Origin of the sequence: Microbispora sp. H11081 (assembly GCF_012999535.1) — a bacterium.
Classification (GTDB): domain Bacteria; phylum Actinomycetota; class Actinomycetes; order Streptosporangiales; family Streptosporangiaceae; genus Microbispora.
Genome location: NZ_JABBWV010000001.1, coordinates 40,815 through 57,658, shown reverse-complemented (window position 1 = coordinate 57,658; position 16,844 = coordinate 40,815). Strand labels below are relative to the sequence as shown.

Genomic DNA, 16,844 nt, shown 5'->3' with positions numbered 1-16,844 from the left:
CTCAGCCCTTGAGCATCCCGGCCAGGGTCTCGGCGAACAGGTCGGGCGCGGCCAGCTCGTCCCGCAGGAACAGGTGGGGCTCGGCGAGCTCCAGCTCGATCAGCACCGGCTCGCCGTCCGGCATCCGCACCAGGTCCACCCGGGCGTACAGCAGGTTCTGCGGCACGGCGGCCAGGACCCGCTCGGCGAGGACGAACTGGTCATCGTCCGGGTCGCGCAGCGTGGCGCGGTTCTCCATGGTCTCCGGCACGCCGGCGAGCATCGGATGGCGCCGTACGGCGTGGCTGAACTGCCCGCCGAAGTACAGCAGCGACAGCTCGCCCTCCTGCTCGACGGACGGGATGTACGGCTGGACCATCACCGTGCGGCCCTCGGCGAGCAGCCCCGCCGCGTGGGCGGCGGCGGCGTCCCGGTCCGTGGTGCGGATGGTGTCGCGGGCCCCCGCGGAGACGGCGGGCTTGACCACGTACTCGTCCCAGTCGGGCAGGTCCGTGCCGGGCTCGGCCCAGTGCGTGGGCACCGTCGGCACGCCCAGCGTGCGCAGATAGGTCTTGTCGGTGTTCCACTCGAGCACCGCCGCCGGGTTGAACAGCCGCGTCGCCGACTCCACCCGGTGGGCCCACGCGACGAACTCGTCCCGCCTGTCGATGTAGTCCCACGGGGACCTGACCACCGCCGCGTCGAACTCCGACCAGTCGACCCGGGGGTCGCGCCAGCTCACCGGCGTGCCCTCGATGCCAGCGCCGAGCCAGGCGGCGAGGGCGATCTCGCGCTCGTCGTCCCGCTCGCCGACCGGATCGTCCGTGGTGACGTAGGCGACCTTCATGACCCTCCCATACACATGTCAGCAGTCACCAATGCTATGGGAGATGTCAGCCGAGGCCGGCCAGCACCTCCGCCGCGGCCTGGCCGCACACCCGGGCGGCGCCGTGCGTGGCGATGTGGACCGCCCCCAGGTCCGTACGGCCCGGCAGTCCCATCTCGACCACGACGCCGTCCGGCCGGGCGGCCAGCAGGCGCTCCAGCAGGTCCAGCTGCCATGGGTGGCGGTGGGCGTCCCGGACCACGATGACGAGGGGCCGGTCGGCGGCCCGGCTCAGCACCGTGCCCGCCACGCCGTTGTGGACGTCGCCCTGCCGCAGCCGGGCGACCGTGGTGCCGGGCAGCAGCGTGCCGAGCGGCTCCCCCGCGCCCCACGGCATGCCCTTGTCGATCGCGAGGTTGGTCTCCGGCGCCAGCTCCACCACGTGCGGGGCGCCGGCCAGCGGCAGCGCCCCGGCCCTGCGCAGGGTCACCCGTACGGCACGGCGGGCGGCGAGGAGCCCGATCTCGTCGCCGCGGCCGTCCGGCGGCGGGGCCTGCGCCTGCCAGGCGGTCAGCGCGCGCACCCGCGCGGCGGCGTCGGCGAGCCGCTCCTCCGACAGCCCGCCCTCGGTCACCGCGTCGGCGACGGCGTCGCGGATGTGCTCGTGGGCCCGCTCGTCGGCGTTCTCCCCGCCCACGCAGACCGCGTCGGCCCCCGCGGCCAGGGCCATCGCGCTCGCGCCGCCCAGGCCGTACCGGCCGGCGACGGCGGCCATCTCGATCCCGTCGGTGACGATCAGTCCGTCGAAGCCCAGCTCCTCGCGCAGCAGGCCGGTGAGGACCCGGGGGCTCAGCGTGGCCGGCAGTTCCTCGTCGTACGCCGTGACCAGCAGGTGGCCCGTCATGATCGAGCGCACCCCCTCGTCGATGGCCACCCGGAAGGGCAACAGCTCGACCTCGGCCAGCTCCGCACGCGACGCCGTGACGCGCGGCACCCCGTGGTGGGAGTCGACCGACGTGTCGCCGTGCCCGGGGAAGTGCTTGGCGCAGGCCGCCACGCCGGTGGACTGCAGGCCCCGGATCCAGGCGGCCGTGTGCCGCGCGACGAGCAGCGGGTCGGCGCCGAAGGCACGCAGGCCGATGACCGGGTTGTCCGGGTTGGAGTTGACGTCGGCGGCCGGGGCGAAGTCGATGTTCACTCCCGCGGTCCGCAGGTCGCGGCCGATGTCGCGGGCCACCCGCTCGGTCAGCTCCACGTCGTCCACGACACCGAGCGCGTAGTTGCCCGGCCGCGAGCTGCCCGTCCTGGCCTCGAGCCTCGTCACCTCCCCCGCCTCCTCGTCGATGCCGATCAGGATGTCGGGGTTCTCCGCGCGCAGCGCCGAGGTCAGCGCGGCGAGCTGGGCGGGGGTGTCGACGTTCCGGGAGAACAGCACAACACCGGCGAGCCCATCGGCAAGCCGCCGCCGCACCCAGTCGGGGGCGGTGGTCCCGGCGAAGCCGGGCAACAGGACCGCGTCGGCCAAACGGAGCAGGTCAGGGCTTCGCTTCATGCTGCGCCCACAAGGCATCGCTCAGGCATGCCCCGCAATCTAATAGGAAAGTTTCCTATTTGCTAGGGGGCGGGCCTGGGGATGTGCTCACAGATCGAGGCGGTGGAGCCGGTTCTCCCGCACCTCGAAGCCGGCGATGGTAGTCACGGGCGCGCCCGCGCGGTCCACGAAGGCGACGGCCCGATACTCCGCGCGGAAGCTCTCCATGTCCGCGGCGCAGGACACGTAGCCGCGGCGGCTGTCGAAGAACGCGATGTGCGGGTTGGCGTCGAGGATCGCGCTCCCGTCGGTGATGCCGGGCATGCTCGTCACCGAAGGCCCGACGAACTCGGCCCCGAGCGCGCGCGAGGCCGGATCGTCCCAGTCGGCCCGGATGTCGCAGGCGTACGCGCTGTGCACGTCGCCGCTCAGCACGACCAGCCCGTCGGGGGCGGCGGCGAGCACCCGGGCCCGCGAGGCGGGGTAGCCGTCCCACGCGTCGGCGCTGAAGGGTTCGAGGGGGAACCTCCGCTGGGAGAAGAACACGGCCTGCGCGAGCACCTTCCACCGGGCCGCCGAGCCGCGCAGCCGGTCCGTCAGCCACTTCTCCTGCGCGGCGCCGAGCATGTCACGGCCCTCGCGGTACTGCCGCGTGTCGGCGAGCAGGAAGTCGGCCACCCGGCCGTACGGCCGCCAGCGGTAGTTCTGCAGGCCGGAGCCCGACGGGCGCACGCGCAGCGGCTGGTGCTCGTAGTAGGCCTTGAACGCGGCGGCCCTGCGCTTGAGGAAGGCGGCCGGGCTGCCGCCGTCACCGGGCAGCGCGCCCGCCCAGTTGTCGCGCACCTCGTGGTCGTCGGGGATCGCGACCCACGGCGCGGCGGCGTGCGCGGCCCGCAGGTCGGGATCCATCTTGTAGCGCGCGTAGCGGTTGCGGTAGGCGCCCAGCGTCGTGCACTCGGCCGTCGACTCCAGCGCGCGCACCCATCGGCCCGGCTTCGGATCCTTCGGCTTGCCGTACTCGTAGATGTAGTCGCCCAGGTGGAGGACCAGGTCGGGCCGCTCCCCCGCGAGGTGGCGCAACGCGGTGAAGTGACCGTGCTCGTAGCGCTGGCAGGAGACGAAGCAGAACCGGACGGGCGCGGTCGAATCGGAGGCGGGCGCGGTCCTGGTGCGGCCCACCGGGCTGACGTGCCCCTCGACGGAGAAGCGGTAGAAGTAGTCGGCGGCCGGCCGCAGCCCCGCCACCCGCACGTGCACGCTGTGCGCCCAGTCCGGCTGCGCCGGCGCGGTCCCGGACTGCACGATCTTCTTGAACGCCTCGTCCTCGGCGAGTTCCCAGCGCACGGTCATCGCCCGGCTCGGCATGCCGCCGGGCTGTGTCGGATGCAGCGGCTCGGGGGCCAGGCGGGTCCACAGGATCACGCCGTCGGGTAACGGCTCTCCCGATGCCACCCCCAAGGTGAATGGATATCCCATTTTCGCCATGGGTTCGATCCTGCCCTACCCGTCCCGGCCGCGTGGGGAGGTCGGACGAGGCGACGATGTGAGCAAGCTCTTGCTTGACGGCCATAATGGGGTCCGTGAACCAGCGTAAGGACTCCGGCGGCACCGCCGCGCCGGTCAGGGCGAAGCGCGGGGCCGCGGGCTCGGCGTCCGAACGACGCGACCACCTCGTCAAGCTCGCCGCGGAACTGTTCGCGCGCAAGGGCTTCCAGGCCACCACCGTGCGGGAGATCGCACTGGAGGCGGGCATCCTCTCCGGCAGCCTCTACCACCACTTCGACTCCAAGGAGTCGATCGTCGACGAGGTGCTGCGCACCTTCCTGGAGGACTTGATCACCCGCTACCGCGGGGTCCTGGACAGGCACGCCGACCCGCGCTCGGTCCTCACGGAGATGGTCAGGATCGGCTTCGGCACGCTGGAGGACCACCGCGCGGCCATCACGGTCATGCAGAACGACTGGAGCTACCTGCGTTCGCTGCCCGGCGACAGGTTCGACTACCTGGTCCGGGCCGAGGACGAGGTCGAGCGCATCTGGGTGGAGCAGATCAAGAGCGGCCAGGCCACCGGGCAGTTCCGGCCCGACGTCGACCCCAAGCTGACCTACCGCATGATCCGCGACACCATCTGGGTGACCGTCCGCTGGTTCCGCCCCGGCGGCGGGCTCGACGCGGACGCGCTGGCCGACCACTACGTCAAGCTGCTGTTCGACGGCCTGACGACCGGCGAACGGACCACCCTGCCGTCATGACACTCCACAAGGCCGTACGGCTCGCGCTGACCGAGGCGGCCGACCCCGCGCGCGCCGTCTCCATGCGGTCGTACATGAAGTCGGACATGCCGTTCCTCGGGGTCCCGGCCGTGCCCCGCAGGGCCGCGCTGCGCCGGGTCTTCGCCGAGAACCGGCTGGACAGCGCCCCCGAGTGGCGCAGGGCCGTGCTGGCCCTGTGGCGCGAGGCGGAGTACCGCGAGGAGCGCTACGCCGCGATCGAACTGTCCGCGCACCGCTACTACCGGTCCTGGCAGACGCTCTACACCGTCCCCATGTACGAGGAGATGATCGTCACAGGGGCGTGGTGGGACCTGGTCGACGACATCGCCGTGCACCGGATCGGCACGCTGCTGCGGCTGTATCCCGAGAGCATGCGCCGCCTGGTGCTGGAGTGGGCGCACGACCGCGACCTGTGGAAGCGGCGCGCCGCCATCCTGTGCCAGAACTCCTTCAAGGAGCGAACCGACGCCCACCTGCTCTACGCCTGCATCGAGCCCAGCCTGTCCGACACGGACTTCTTCGCCCGCAAGGCGATCGGCTGGGCGCTGCGGGAGTACGCGAAGACCAACCCGCAGGAGGTGCTCCGCTACGTGAAGCACCAGGGCATCAGCGGGCTGAGCCGCCGCGAGGCGCTGCGGAACCTCCCCGGCGAATAGATATGGCCGGACAGATCAGGCCGGGCGGAACGAGTCGCGCGCCTGCGGAGCCGCGTGCTTGATCATGAGATGCCTGGTGACCGAATACTCCAGCACGGCCTCCTGGCTCATGTCCTTGCCGAACCCGCTGCCCTTGACGCCGCCGTGCGGGGCCTCCGAGGCGATCGGCAGGTGGTCGTTCACCCACGTCACCCCCACGTCGAGCCGATGGGAGACCCGCAGCGCGCGGCCCACGTCCGAGGACCACACCGACGAGGCCAGCCCGTACGGCGTGGCGTTGGCGAGCCGCACCGCCTCGTCCTCCCCGTCGAACGGCATCGCCACCAGCACCGGGCCGAAGACCTCGCTGCGCACGATCTCGCTCGCCGGGTCGGCGTCGGCGATCAGCGTCGGCGTGTAGTGGAAGCCGGGGCCGTCGATCGGCCCGCCCCCGTGGACGACGCGGCCGGACGCCCGGGTCACGAAGCCGTGGACCCGGTCGCGGTGCTCGGCGCTGATCAGCGGTCCGATGTCGGAGTCCGCCGCCCACGGGTCGCCGGGCCTGACCCGCGCGACGGCCGCGCGCAGCGCCTCGACCGCCTCGGCGTACCGCGACCTCTCGACGTACACCCTGGTCGCGGCCGTGCAGTCCTGGCCGGTGTTGTAGGTGGCGCCCATGACGACCCCGGCCGCCATGTCCTCGAGCGAGGCGTCGGCGAAGACGAGCGCGGGGGCCTTGCCGCCCAGCTCCAGATGGACCCGCTTGAGGCCGTCCACCGCGCCGCGCATGACCTCCTTGCCGGTGGCCGTCGATCCGGTGACGCTGACCATGTCCACGCCGGGGTCGGTCACCAGGGCCCTGCCCACGTCCGCGCCGCCGGTCACGACCCGTACGAGGCCCTCCGGGGCCCCGGCCTCGGCGAACAGTTCGGCGAGCCGCAGCGTGGTGCGGGGCGTCCGCGGGGCCGGTTTGATGACGACGGCGTTGCCCGCGGCGACGGCCGGGCCGATCTTCCAGACCGCCATGATGAACGGGAAGTTCCACGGCGCGATCGCACCCACCACCCCGATCGGCCGCCTGATCAGCACGGACGTGTATCCGGCGCTGAACACGCCGGCGCCCGTGCCGTCCAGCGACCTGGCGGCGCCTGCGAAGAACCGGAGGTTGTCGACGGCGAAAGGCAGCTCGCCGTCCCGGAACACGGCGGCGGGCTTGCCGGTCTCCTCGACCTCCAGCCTGGTCAGCTCGCCGGCGTCGCGCTCGACGAGGTCCGCCAGGCGCAGCAGCACCAGCGCCCGCTCCCCCGGCGTGGTCTCGCGCCACTGCTCGAAGGCGGCCCGGGCCGCGCGTACGGCTAGCGCCACCCCGTCGAGTGGGGTGTCGGGCACCTCCTCGATGATCCGGCCGTCGGCGGGATTGATCAATGTCGTCATGAGGTCGTCCTCAGCTGTCGAAGCCGATGCCGAAACGGTCGAGCGAGCGCAGCCAGGGCCCCCGGCGGCCGTCGTTCTGGTCGGCCCGGGCGAGTTCGCGGCGGGTGAGCTGCACCACGGGCCAGCGCAGCGGCTCGGGCGGGAACGGCACCGGGTGGCGGCGGACCATGCGCAGCCGCGTCCGCGCGGTGGACCGCCGGGCCAGCAGGTCGAGGGCGGTCAGCGCGCCGAACCTGGACGCGCCGACGCCGAGGCCGGTGTATCCGAGCGCGTAGGCGAGCCGCCCGCCCATCGCGGTGCCGAAGAACGGGGTGAACCGGCTGGTCGAGTCGATCGCCCCGCCCCACCTGTGGGTGAAGCGCAGGCCGCGCAGCTGCGGGAACGTCGCGAAGAAGTGCCTGGCCAGCCGTCGGTGCGTGGCGTCACGCTGCTCCGATCCCCCGCCGCCGAAGTTGTAGATCGCGTCGTACCCGCCCCACAGGACGCGGTCGTCACGGGTGAGCCGGTAGTAGTGGAACCGGTTGCCCGCGTCGGTCAGGCCCTGGCCCTCCCGCCACCGGAGCGACGCTCGCTGCTCGGGCGACAGCGGCTCGGTGACGAGCACGTAGTCCCAGACCGGCAGCACGAACAGGCCCAGCCTGCGCAGGGGCGAGGGAAAGGCGTTGGTGGCCAGCAGCACCTGCCCGGCGCTCACCACGCCACCGCCTCCCGTACGGGCCTCCACGCCGGTCCGCGTCCGGGTCAGCGCGGTGACCTCGGTGCCCTCGTGGACGCGCACCCCGAGCCGCGAGGCGACGCGGGCCAGGCCCCACGCGAGCCCGGCGGGGTCGAGGAGGCCGCCGGTGCCGCGCAGGCGCAGCCCGGCGAGGTAGGTGAGCGATTCGACGTCGGCGCGCATCTCGTCGCGGTCGAGGAACACCGCGTCCTCGCCGTGCTCGCGGTGCAGCTTCTCCGCCCGCCTCAGCTCCTCCACCTGGTGCGGCGCGACCGCGACGGTGGTCTTGCCGACGAGGCGCAGGTCGGCGTCGATGCCGTGAGCGTCGGCGAAGCGGGCGATGGCCGCGAGGTTCTCCCGTCCCAACGCGAGCAGCGCAGCGTTCTCCGACGGCCACAGGCGGGTCCCCTGGCCGAGTCCGTGGGTCAGCGAGTCGGAGACGAAACCGCCATTGCGCCCGCTCGCGCCGTACGCGACGGAGCGGCTCTCCACGAGGACGACGTCGCAGGCGGGGTTCTCCTCCTTGGCCAGCACGGCGGCCCACAGGCCGGTGAAGCCGCCGCCGACCACCAGCAGGTCCGCCGTCGTACGGCCGCGCAGCGGCTCGTAGGGGCCGGGCGCCCCTGGCCTGTCGGTCCAGAACACCCGGGGAGCGGCGTCCTCGATCAGGCGGCTGTCCCTGCTCATTTCGCCGCGGTGCTCTCGATCACGTCGGCGGCCACGCGCAGGCCGTCGCGGCGGCGGATCTCCTCCCCCGCCGCCGCGAGCCGGTCCCGCAGGCCCTGGTCGGCCAGCAGCCTCTCGATCGCCCCGGTCAGCTCGTCGTCGGTGAAGCGGTAGGTGTCGAGGCGGACGCCGTATCCGGTCTCGTGCACGCGCTGGGCGTTGTCGTACTGGTCCCAGAACAGCGGCATCACGATCATGGGCTTGCCGAAGTGGAACGCCTCGGTCGTCGTGTTGTTGCCGCCGTGCGTGATCACCAGGTCGACCAGCGGCAGGATCTTCGTCTGCGGGACGAGCTCCGCCCCCCACATGTTGGGAGCCAGCTCGATCTCCTCGTGCAGCGGGCCCTTGGAGACGACGTACCGGTGCGGCGTGCGGGCCAGCACGGAGATCACGCGGCGCATCAGCTCGACGTCGGCGGAGCCGAGCGACCCCAGCGAGAAGTAGATCAGCGCGCCGTCGCCGGGGATGTCGGGCAGGGTGAAGTCGCCGTCGGTCTCCCGGACCGACGAGTCCAGCCGGGTCCACGACGCGTCCAGCGGCCGGTCCGCCGTGTAGTCCGCGATCTCGGGGTACACGTACAGGTTGGCGTCGCCCTCGTGGATGAACTCCAGGTCCGGCAGCGGCGGGGCGCCCTGCGCCACCACCCACGCGTTGAACGCCTCCCACACCTCGCGGTGGGTCCGGTCGTACTCGGACCGGAACTCCGCCCAGCCGGTCCCGTCCGCGGGCAGGCCGGAGAAGGGCGGCGCCACCCCGGGGCCCTTCACCTCCAGGGGGTTGCACGACACGATCCGTACGAACGGCACGCCCGCCGTCACCAGCGCGGGGAAGGCCACCACGTTGTCCTCGACGATCACGTCCGGCCGCACCCGCTCGATGATGGCCTTGAGCTGCGGCTCGCAGTACTTGGCACCGTCGATGAGCGCCTCCCAGATCGGCTTGATGACCGTCTCCAGCTGGTCCAGGGTGCTCTTGCGGTACTCCGGCGCCGTGTCGCGGATGAAGTCCTTCCAGAACTGGCCCGCGTCCTGCTCCGTCGCGTCCTGTTCTTCGGGCGCCGGCGGCGCCAGGTCGACCAGGTCCTCCTCGAAGCCCAGCGCCTCCAGCTTGCCCTTCCACGACGCCTCCGCGGCGAACACCACGCGGTGGCCGCGGCGGCGCAGCACGTCGCCGATCCCGATGCAGTTGTTCGTCGGCCCGTAGGCGCTCTCCGGCATGAACAGGATCGTCAAAGGCGTGACCGTCATTCGCCGCTCCTTGCGTGCTAGTTGAAGCGAGATTCAAATACGTTGCCTGTACACCCGTCAAGACCTGGCGGGGTATCGTGTCGGACGATATGAAGCGAGGTGCAATGACACAGCGCGAGAGCAGGCCGACACAGCGCAAGAGCAAGGCGGACCGGCGGCTCGACCTCATCGACGCGGCCCACAGGGCGATGATCCAGCACGGCGCCGAGGGGGTCCACCTCAACCAGATCGCCGAGGAGGCGGGGCTCACCTCGGGCGCGGTGCTCTATCACTACCCCGACCTGCGCGACCTGCTGATCGAGGCGCACCACGCCGGCATGGAGCGCTTCTACGAGCGGCGGATGAAGAAGATCGGCGGCATCTCCGACCCGGCGGAGAAGCTGATCGTCACGATCCGCTCCGGCCTGCCCGACGGCCCCGACGACACGGGGGTCAGGCTGCTGTGCGAGCTCGGCGGCGCGGCCGGCCGCAACCGCGTCTACGCGACGCTGCTGACCACGCTGTTCGACCGGCAGGTGTCGATGTACCAGACGATCCTGGAGACGGGCGCCGCGCACGGCGTCTTCACGCTGGCGCAGGACTCCGAGACCATCGCCCGCAACCTCGTCGCTCTCGAGGACGCGTACGGCTACCGCATCGTCGCCCGGCACCACTCGATCGACCCGGACAAGGCCGTCGAGCTGATCCTCGACTACGCCCGCCTGGCCACGGGCAACCCCCTCAGGCCCGCCGATCGCCGCTGACCTCCGTGGGCTGGGGCGGCTCACAGGGGCGGCGTCACGAGGGCGGCGTCGTCGGCGTCCCAGGAGACGGCGACCTCGGCGCCGGCCTCCACCCTCGCCCGCCCCTGCGTGGCCGCCAGCACCGCGCGGTCGTGACCGGGCACGCTCAGCGCCACGTGGGAGACGCCGCCGTAGAAGCTGACGTCGACGACCCGGCCTCGCAGCACCCCTTCGCCGGCCGTGACCGGGCCGAGGCGGATCCGTTCCGGCCGCACCGCGAGCATCGCCGTCCCGCCCTGCTCGCTCCCCGCGGGCGCGGGGAGCACACCCAGCCCGTCGACCTCAAGGCCCTTGCCCGTGACCCTTCCGGTGAAGAGGTTGTTGGCCCCGATGAAGCCGGCCACGAAGGGCGTGCGCGGCCGTTCGTAGAGGTCCTCGGGGGCGTCCACCTGCTCGACCCGGCCGCCGTTCATCACCGCGATCCGGTCGGCGAGCGACATGGCCTCCTCCTGGTCGTGGGTGACCACGACGAAGGTGATGCCGACCTCGTGCTGCAGCCGCTTGAGTTCGAGCTGCATCTCCGAGCGGACCTGCTTGTCCAGGGCGCTCAGCGGCTCGTCGAGCAGCAGCAGCCGGGGACGCTTGACGACGGCCCTGGCCAGGGCGACGCGCTGGCGTTGCCCGCCCGACAGCTCGTGCGGCCTGCGGCGGGCCTGCGCGGTAAGGCCGACGGTCTCCAGCACGGCGCCGACCCGCTCCCGGATCTCCGCGCGGGGCAGCCGCTCCCGTTCCAGACCGTACGCGACGTTCTTCTCCACACTCATGTGCGGAAACAGGGCGTACGACTGGAACATGAGGTTGACCGGGCGGCGGTGCGCGGGGATCGCGAGCAGGTCGGCCCCGTCGAGGAGCACCGAGCCGGTGTCCGGCTGCTCGAATCCGGCGAGGATCCGCAGCAGGGTGGTCTTCCCGCAGCCGGACGGCCCCAGCAGGGCGAAGAACTCACCCTGCCGGATGTCGAGGCCGACCGAGTCGAGCGCGGTCACCTCGCCGAAACGGCGGCTCACGCCGTCGATGGATATGAGAGTCATCGCAGGGCCTCGGTCAGTCTGGTCAGGCGCTGCGCGACGATCACGACGGTGAAGCTCACCGCGAGCAGCAGCGTCGCCAGCGCGTTGATCTCGGGGGTCACGCCGAACCGCACCATGGAGTAGATGACGATCGGCAGCGTCGGCTCGGACGGAGCCGCGGTGAAGAACGCGATCACGAACTCGTCCAGCGAGAGCGTGAAGGCGAGCAGCGCGCCCGCGAGGATGCCCGGGGCGAGCGTGGGCAGTGTGATCTTCACGAACGTCGTCAGCGGGGTAGCGCCGAGGTCCCGGGAGGCCTCCTCCAGGGACGTGTCCATGCCGCCGAGCCGGGCCCGGACGACGGCCGCGACGAAGGCCATGCCGAAGACGGTGTGCGCGATCAGCACGGAGTGCAGCCCGAGCGTCAGCTTGATCGCGGAGTAGAACACCAGGAGCCCGATCGCGATGACGAGGTCGGGCAGGATCGCGGGCAGCGTCGAGAGGGCGTCGAGCAGCCGGGAGCGGGTGTGGCGGGCCAGGCCGACCGCGAGCAGCGTGCCGAGCACCGTGGACAGCGCCGTCGAACCGAGGGCGACGATCAGCGTGTTCACCAGCCCGGTGCGGATCGAGGTGTTCTCCGCCAGCCTGCCGTACCAGTCCAGCGAGAAGCCGCCCCACGAGTAGGGCGACTCGTTCCGGTTGAACGACATCACAACGAGCACGACGATCGGCGCGTACAGGAACAGGTAGGTCAGCCAGAAGGGCAGCCGGAGCCAGCCGTGTCTACGCACCGCGACCCGCCCTCCGCGTGGCCCACGCCTGGGCGAACAGCAGCGCCACGAGCACGGCGACCACGGCCAGCGCCAGCACCGACCCGAACGGCCAGTCGCGGGCCTTGAGGAACTGGTCGCGGACGAGGTTTCCGACCATGATCCGGCGCCCGCCGCCGAGCAGTTCCGGAATCACGAAGTTGCCCAGGCTCGGCACGAACACGAACACGCAGCCGGTCAGCACACCGGGCAGCGACAGCGGGAGCGTGACCGACCAGAACGTCCTCGCCGGCCGTGCGCCCAGGTTCGCCGAGGCCTCCCGCAACTCCGGGTCCAGCCGTTCCACGGCCGAGTACAACGGGAGGATCATCAGCGGAAGGTAGGCGTAGAGCAGCCCGGCGACGATGGCGCCGTCGGTGTAGAGCAGCTCCACCGGCCCCAGCCCGAGCGCCTCCAGCCCCGAGTTGACGGGCCCCTCGGAGTTGAGCAGCACGATCCAGGCGTACGTGCGGATGAGGAAGTTCGTCCAGAACGGCAGCACGACCGCCACCAGGGCGACGACCTTCCACCGGGCGGGCAGCCTCGCGATCAGGTACGCCGTCGGGTAGCCGAGCAGCAGGGCGAGCAGCGTCGTGATCGCCGCGAGCTTCACCGACCCGATCACCACGTCGAGGTAGAGCGGGTCGGCGAGGCGGGCGAAGTTCTCCCCCGTCGGCTCGTAGACCACTCCCCCGAACCGGCCCCGCCGGAACACGGTGTAACTCAGCACCAGCGCCAGCGGGACCAGCAGGAAGACGGCCAGGAAGCCGAACCCCGGCCCCATCGTCGCGAGCCGCCCGGCCGCCTTCCCGAGAACGCGGGCGGGCTGTCGGGCCGTCATTGGGCCGCCGAGACCTCGGTGGACAGGCGCGTGTACGCGGTGGACGCCTCGCCCAGGTCGACCAGGCTCTCACCCTTGAGCAGCTCGGCCGGCGGCTGCGCCAGCGCCGGATAGCTCTTGAGCAGCTCCGGGTCGACGGCGTCCATGGCCGCCTTGTTGGGGATCTTGTAGAGGATATTCGCGGCCACCCAGCCGTGGACCTCGGGATCGAGGATGTAGTTGACGAAGGCGTGCGCCGCCTCCTTGTTCTTCGAGCTCTTGAGGATCACCATCGTGTCCGCCCACAGGTCGCTGCCCTCCTTGGGCACGACGAACTCGACGTTCTTCTCCGCCGTCGGGCACCAGCCGTCCCACGCCTCGACCAGGGCGGCCTCGCCGGACTTGAGCCGGTCGCCGAACGTGGTGTCGTCGTAGGCCAGCAGGTCGGGCTTGACCTTCAGCAGCATCGCCTTGGCCTTGTCGAGCACCGCCTGGTCGGTGGTGTTGACCGACGCGCCGAGCATCTTGAGCGCGGGCAGCGCCAGCCACCGCTCGGTGGTCATCATCGTGATCTTCTTCTTCAGCTCGGGGGCCGGGTCGAGCAGGTCGTTCCAGCTCGTCGGCGGCGTCTTCACCAGGTCGCTGCGGTAGCACAGCCCGGTGGTGCCCCAGGTGTACGGCACGGAGAAGGCGTTCCCCTTGTCGTAGGCCAGCTGGGACGCCTCGGGGTAGAGGTTCTTCAGGTTCGGGACCAGCTCCCGGTGGACGGGCTCCAACAGGCCCTGCGCGTTGAGCGCCTGCGCGTACTGGCCGGACACGAACGCGACGTCGATGCCGCTGTCGCCGCCGGCGGTCAGCTTGGCCACGATCGTCTCGTTGGTGTCGTGGATGGCGACCTTGGTGTCGAAACCGAGCTTGGCCTTCACCCGCTCCGGAAGATCCTTCGGGCTGTAACCGTCCCAGATCGAGATCGTCAGGCTCTGTTTGGACAGATCCGCCTTGGGGTCGAGGGCCGCGGGCGCGGAGTCGGCCGGCGAACCTCCGCCGCAGGCGGTCACCGCGAACGCCAGACAGGCGGAGGCCACGACGGCGGGCACGCGACGAGTCATGGGGGGCTCCCTTGCGTGAGGATGGCGGCCAGTGTTGCAGGACGGCTCAACGTAGACAAGACTTTGCCCGTTACCTCTACCTCCTCGTTTCGTTCCCTTGTTGAATCTGAGTTCAGGAGATCGAGTGGAAGGCTCCCGCTGGCCCCGGGTGACCGGGGGACCGGACGGCGTCCTCTCGCTGGAGGCGCGCGACGGCGTCACCGAGGGCGTTCTGCGCGACCTGGCGCGGGGAGCGGTTCCGCCGCCCTTCTCGGTGCGGACGCTGCGGCCGCTGCCGCCCGTGCCGCCGGGGGAGCGGCCGATCACCGTGGACCAGACCAACCACTCGGTCGTCGCGGGCGAGACCGTGGTCGTCAAGTGGTTCCCCCGGCCGTCGCGGGCCCCCCACCCCGCGCCCGCGCTGCTCGCCCATCTGGCCGGGTTCGCCCGTACGGCCACGCCGTACGCGGCGGTCTACTGGGAGGACGCGCTGGTCGCCCTGGTGACGGCGTACCTGCCCGAGGCGCGGGACGGCTGGGAGTGGTGCGTCGACGAGGCCGAGGCCGGCCGCACCGGCTTCGCCGCCGAGATCGGCGCGCTCGCCGCCGAACTGCACCTCGCCATGGCCACGCCGTCCGCGGTCCTCCCCGACCCCGTACGGCTGTCGCCGCCCGGCTCGGGGGCCTGGCTGGGGCGGGCCGAGGAGGCGCTGCGCGAGGCCGTGGCGCTGACGGACGGCGAGGACGGGACGTGGCTGGCGCGACGGGCCGAGGCCCTGCGCGGCGAACTGGCGCCTCTCGCCTCCGCCCCGGCCACGCCGCTGATCCGCGTCCACGGCGACCTGCACGTGGGGCAGATCCTGCGCTGGCGGGACGGCTACGCCGTGGTCGACTTCGACGGCAACCCCACCGTCGCGGGCGCCGAGCCGTACCAGCCCGCGGCCCGCGACCTCGCGCAGCTCACCACCAGCGTGGACCACGCGGGGCAGGTGGCGGTCAGGCGCAGGTCCGCGGGCCGGGGCGCGACGGCCGCCTGGGCCGCCGCGGCGCGCCGGGACCTGGCGGAGTCCTACGCGCGGACGCTCGCGGAGGCCGGGCGCGCCGACCTGCTCGACCGGTCGCTGCTGCGGCCGTTCGAGGTCGAGCAGGAGTGCCGTGAACTGATCTACGCCGCACGCCACCTGCCGCGCTGGCGGTACGCGCCGATGGGCGTGCTGCGGACCTGGTACGCCTGAGGACATCGCGAAGGAGAAGGACGTGGACGCGGGGCTCTTCCTTGCCGATCTGGAGGCCAAGCCGGACGCGCTGGACGCGCTGGCCGGCCGCCTGGACGACGGCGACCCGTTCGAGGGGCTGGCCGGCCGGCTGACAGACGGGCGGCTCGACCGCGTCGTGTTCCTCGGCATGGGCAGTTCGCGCTACGCGGCGGGGGTGGCGGCCCAGCGGCTGCGGGCGGCGGGGGTGGACGCCGTGGCGGAGTACGCCTCCGCCGCGCTCGCCACCCCGCCCGGCCCTCGTACGGCCGCCGTCGTCGTCTCGGCCACGGGCGGCAGCGTGGAGACGCTCGACGCCCTGGCCCGGCACCGGGGCAGGTCCTTCGTCGTGGCGCTGACCAACCGGCCCGGCTCCCCCGTGACCGAGGGCGCCGACCTCGTCGTGCCGATGCTCGCGGGCGAGGAACGGGGCGGCGTCGCCTGCCGGACCTTCCAGCACACGCTCGCCCTCCTGCTCACGCTCGCCGCGGGCCCCGGGGCCGTGGCCGGCCTCGTACGGCGGGCCGCGCAGGCCTCCGCAGACCTGCTGGAGCGGCGGCGGGAGTGGCTGGCCGACGCCGTGACGCTGCTCGACGGCCCGGACGGCGTCTACACGATCGCGCCCGCCGAGCGGCTGTCGTCCGCCGAGCAGTCCGCGCTGATGTTCCGCGAGGGACCGCGCCGCCAGGCCGACGCGTGCGAGACCGGCGACTGGGCGCACGTGGACGTCTATCTCACCAAGACCCGCGACTACCGGGCCGTGCTGTTCCCTGGGTCGCGCTACGACGCCCAGGCGATGGAGTGGATCAAGCTCAGGGGGTCGCGGGTGCTCGCCGTCGGCGGGGAGGTCGAGGGACAGGAGGCGGCGGTGCGCTACCTGCACGACGACGACCAGGACGTCGCCCTGCTCACCGAGACGCTGGTGCCCGAGCTCGTCGCCGCGACGCTCTGGGGACGCGCGGCCCCGTGAGACGACCGGGTGGCGGGGTGCTCGCGGGTCAGTCGCCGAGGAGCCAGCGTGCCGCCCGCCGCAGCAGGGTGCGGCGCACCGGGTTCTCGTACGACCGGGTGTCGTGGCCGAGCGCGTCGTACACGACCCTGCCGCCCGCCACGGTCCGCGCCCACAGCAGGGGCTGGTCGTCCGAGTACGCCAGCGGCTTCACGTCCGGCAGGACGTCGAGGTCGCTGTAGACCTCGTCGATCACCTCGAAGTCGGTCACCTCGAAGTCGGTCACCTCGAAGTCGGTCACCTCGAAGCCGTCCAGGCCGTCGACGACCGGATGGCCGGCGCCGAGGCGGACCCGCGCGGGGCCGATCGGCGGGTGGTACGACTCGCCCCATCTCCAGGCGCCGCCCAGGATCCCGGCCCACTCGGGCCAGTCGTCGAAGCAGAGCGACGCGGTGTGCACGGCGAGCAGCCCGCCGCCTCCCGCGAGGTGGGCGAGCAGCGCCTGCCTGACGGAGTCGGGCGTCTCGAAGCGCCAGCGGTCGCGCTCGTCCGCGAAGTCGTCGCCGTCCATCCTCCAGCGGAACGCGTTCACGGTGACCAGACCGGCCCGCGGCGGCTCGGCCAGGGCCCCGGCGACGTCCTCGGTGATCTCCGACTCGACGCCGATCTCGGCGAGCACGCCCGCGAGGGCGGCCGAGGTGGCCGGGAAGTCGTGGGCCACTCCCCCGGACAGGATGAGGTTGCGCGGCATGAGTAGCACCATAGGCC

Annotated in this window: 16 protein-coding genes; 5 read left to right on the top strand and 11 right to left on the bottom strand. The window is 72.2% G+C overall.

What is annotated here, in order from left to right; genetic code table 11:
• Position 1: 1 nt before the first annotated feature.
• The 3 genes from HHX31_RS00220 to HHX31_RS00210 all read right to left on the bottom strand — a co-directional run bounded on the left by HHX31_RS00220 (position 2) and on the right by HHX31_RS00210 (position 3,821).
• On the bottom strand, positions 2–826 hold the full coding sequence (locus HHX31_RS00220) for a RimK family alpha-L-glutamate ligase (protein WP_169943911.1): 825 nt from the start codon (positions 824–826) through the stop codon (positions 2–4).
• A gap of 46 nt (positions 827–872) precedes the next feature.
• Positions 873–2,357 (bottom strand): glycoside hydrolase family 3 protein, encoded by a 1,485-nt coding sequence (locus tag HHX31_RS00215; protein WP_169943909.1) that lies wholly within the window; start codon positions 2,355–2,357, stop codon positions 873–875.
• A gap of 87 nt (positions 2,358–2,444) precedes the next feature.
• The gene (locus HHX31_RS00210) at positions 2,445–3,821 is read right to left on the bottom strand and encodes an alkaline phosphatase (RefSeq protein WP_169943907.1); all 1,377 of its coding nucleotides are present in this window, start codon (positions 3,819–3,821) and stop codon (positions 2,445–2,447) included.
• A gap of 86 nt (positions 3,822–3,907) precedes the next feature.
• On the opposite strand from HHX31_RS00210, the gene HHX31_RS00205 reads away from it, so the two are divergent.
• Together HHX31_RS00205 and HHX31_RS00200 are read left to right on the top strand one after the other, a co-directional pair.
• On the top strand, positions 3,908–4,588 hold the full coding sequence (locus HHX31_RS00205; protein ID WP_169943905.1) for a TetR/AcrR family transcriptional regulator: 681 nt from the start codon (positions 3,908–3,910) through the stop codon (positions 4,586–4,588).
• Positions 4,585–5,265 carry a DNA alkylation repair protein gene (locus tag HHX31_RS00200; protein WP_169943903.1) on the top strand — a complete coding sequence of 227 codons (681 nt, stop codon included), beginning with the start codon at positions 4,585–4,587 and terminating at the stop codon, positions 5,263–5,265. Before HHX31_RS00205 ends, HHX31_RS00200 begins: the two co-directional genes overlap by 4 nt.
• A gap of 15 nt (positions 5,266–5,280) precedes the next feature.
• Here the strand turns inward: HHX31_RS00200 and HHX31_RS00195 are convergent, their stop codons facing one another.
• From HHX31_RS00195 to HHX31_RS00185, 3 genes are read right to left on the bottom strand one after another with little or no spacing between them, the layout of a single operon-like run.
• A complete protein-coding gene (locus HHX31_RS00195; protein ID WP_169943901.1) occupies positions 5,281–6,678 on the bottom strand; it encodes an aldehyde dehydrogenase family protein in 1,398 nt (465 codons plus the stop codon).
• 10 nt (positions 6,679–6,688) lie between these two features.
• Positions 6,689–8,080, bottom strand: a complete 1,392-nt coding sequence (locus tag HHX31_RS00190; RefSeq protein ID WP_169943900.1) for an FAD-binding oxidoreductase — start codon at positions 8,078–8,080, stop codon at positions 6,689–6,691.
• Positions 8,077–9,366, bottom strand: a complete 1,290-nt coding sequence (locus HHX31_RS00185) for a glycosyltransferase (RefSeq protein ID WP_169943898.1) — start codon at positions 9,364–9,366, stop codon at positions 8,077–8,079. The genes HHX31_RS00190 and HHX31_RS00185 overlap by 4 nt, the downstream gene beginning before the upstream one ends.
• A gap of 104 nt (positions 9,367–9,470) precedes the next feature.
• On the opposite strand from HHX31_RS00185, the gene HHX31_RS00180 reads away from it, so the two are divergent.
• Positions 9,471–10,109, top strand: coding sequence for a TetR/AcrR family transcriptional regulator (locus tag HHX31_RS00180; RefSeq protein ID WP_169943896.1), 639 nt, complete (start codon positions 9,471–9,473; stop codon positions 10,107–10,109).
• 20 nt (positions 10,110–10,129) lie between these two features.
• Here the strand turns inward: HHX31_RS00180 and HHX31_RS00175 are convergent, their stop codons facing one another.
• From HHX31_RS00175 to HHX31_RS00160, 4 genes are read right to left on the bottom strand one after another with little or no spacing between them, the layout of a single operon-like run.
• Positions 10,130–11,179, bottom strand: coding sequence for an ABC transporter ATP-binding protein (locus HHX31_RS00175; protein ID WP_169943895.1), 1,050 nt, complete (start codon positions 11,177–11,179; stop codon positions 10,130–10,132).
• Positions 11,176–11,949 (bottom strand): ABC transporter permease, encoded by a 774-nt coding sequence (locus HHX31_RS00170; protein ID WP_311930903.1) that lies wholly within the window; start codon positions 11,947–11,949, stop codon positions 11,176–11,178. The genes HHX31_RS00175 and HHX31_RS00170 overlap by 4 nt, the downstream gene beginning before the upstream one ends.
• Positions 11,942–12,808 (bottom strand): ABC transporter permease, encoded by an 867-nt coding sequence (locus tag HHX31_RS00165; RefSeq protein ID WP_211589129.1) that lies wholly within the window; start codon positions 12,806–12,808, stop codon positions 11,942–11,944. The genes HHX31_RS00170 and HHX31_RS00165 overlap by 8 nt, the downstream gene beginning before the upstream one ends.
• Positions 12,805–13,896 (bottom strand): spermidine/putrescine ABC transporter substrate-binding protein, encoded by a 1,092-nt coding sequence (locus HHX31_RS00160; RefSeq protein WP_169943893.1) that lies wholly within the window; start codon positions 13,894–13,896, stop codon positions 12,805–12,807. Before HHX31_RS00160 ends, HHX31_RS00165 begins: the two co-directional genes overlap by 4 nt.
• Before the next feature lie 124 nt (positions 13,897–14,020).
• On the opposite strand from HHX31_RS00160, the gene HHX31_RS00155 reads away from it, so the two are divergent.
• Entirely contained in the window at positions 14,021–15,109 is a 1,089-nt protein-coding gene (locus HHX31_RS00155) for a hypothetical protein (RefSeq protein WP_169943892.1), read from the top strand.
• Between the two features lie 22 nt (positions 15,110–15,131).
• Positions 15,132–16,097 (top strand): SIS domain-containing protein, encoded by a 966-nt coding sequence (locus HHX31_RS00150; RefSeq protein WP_169943891.1) that lies wholly within the window; start codon positions 15,132–15,134, stop codon positions 16,095–16,097.
• Between the two features lie 28 nt (positions 16,098–16,125).
• Here the strand turns inward: HHX31_RS00150 and HHX31_RS00145 are convergent, their stop codons facing one another.
• Positions 16,126–16,827, bottom strand: a complete 702-nt coding sequence (locus HHX31_RS00145; protein ID WP_169943889.1) for a ThuA domain-containing protein — start codon at positions 16,825–16,827, stop codon at positions 16,126–16,128.
• Positions 16,828–16,844: the final 17 nt, after the last annotated feature.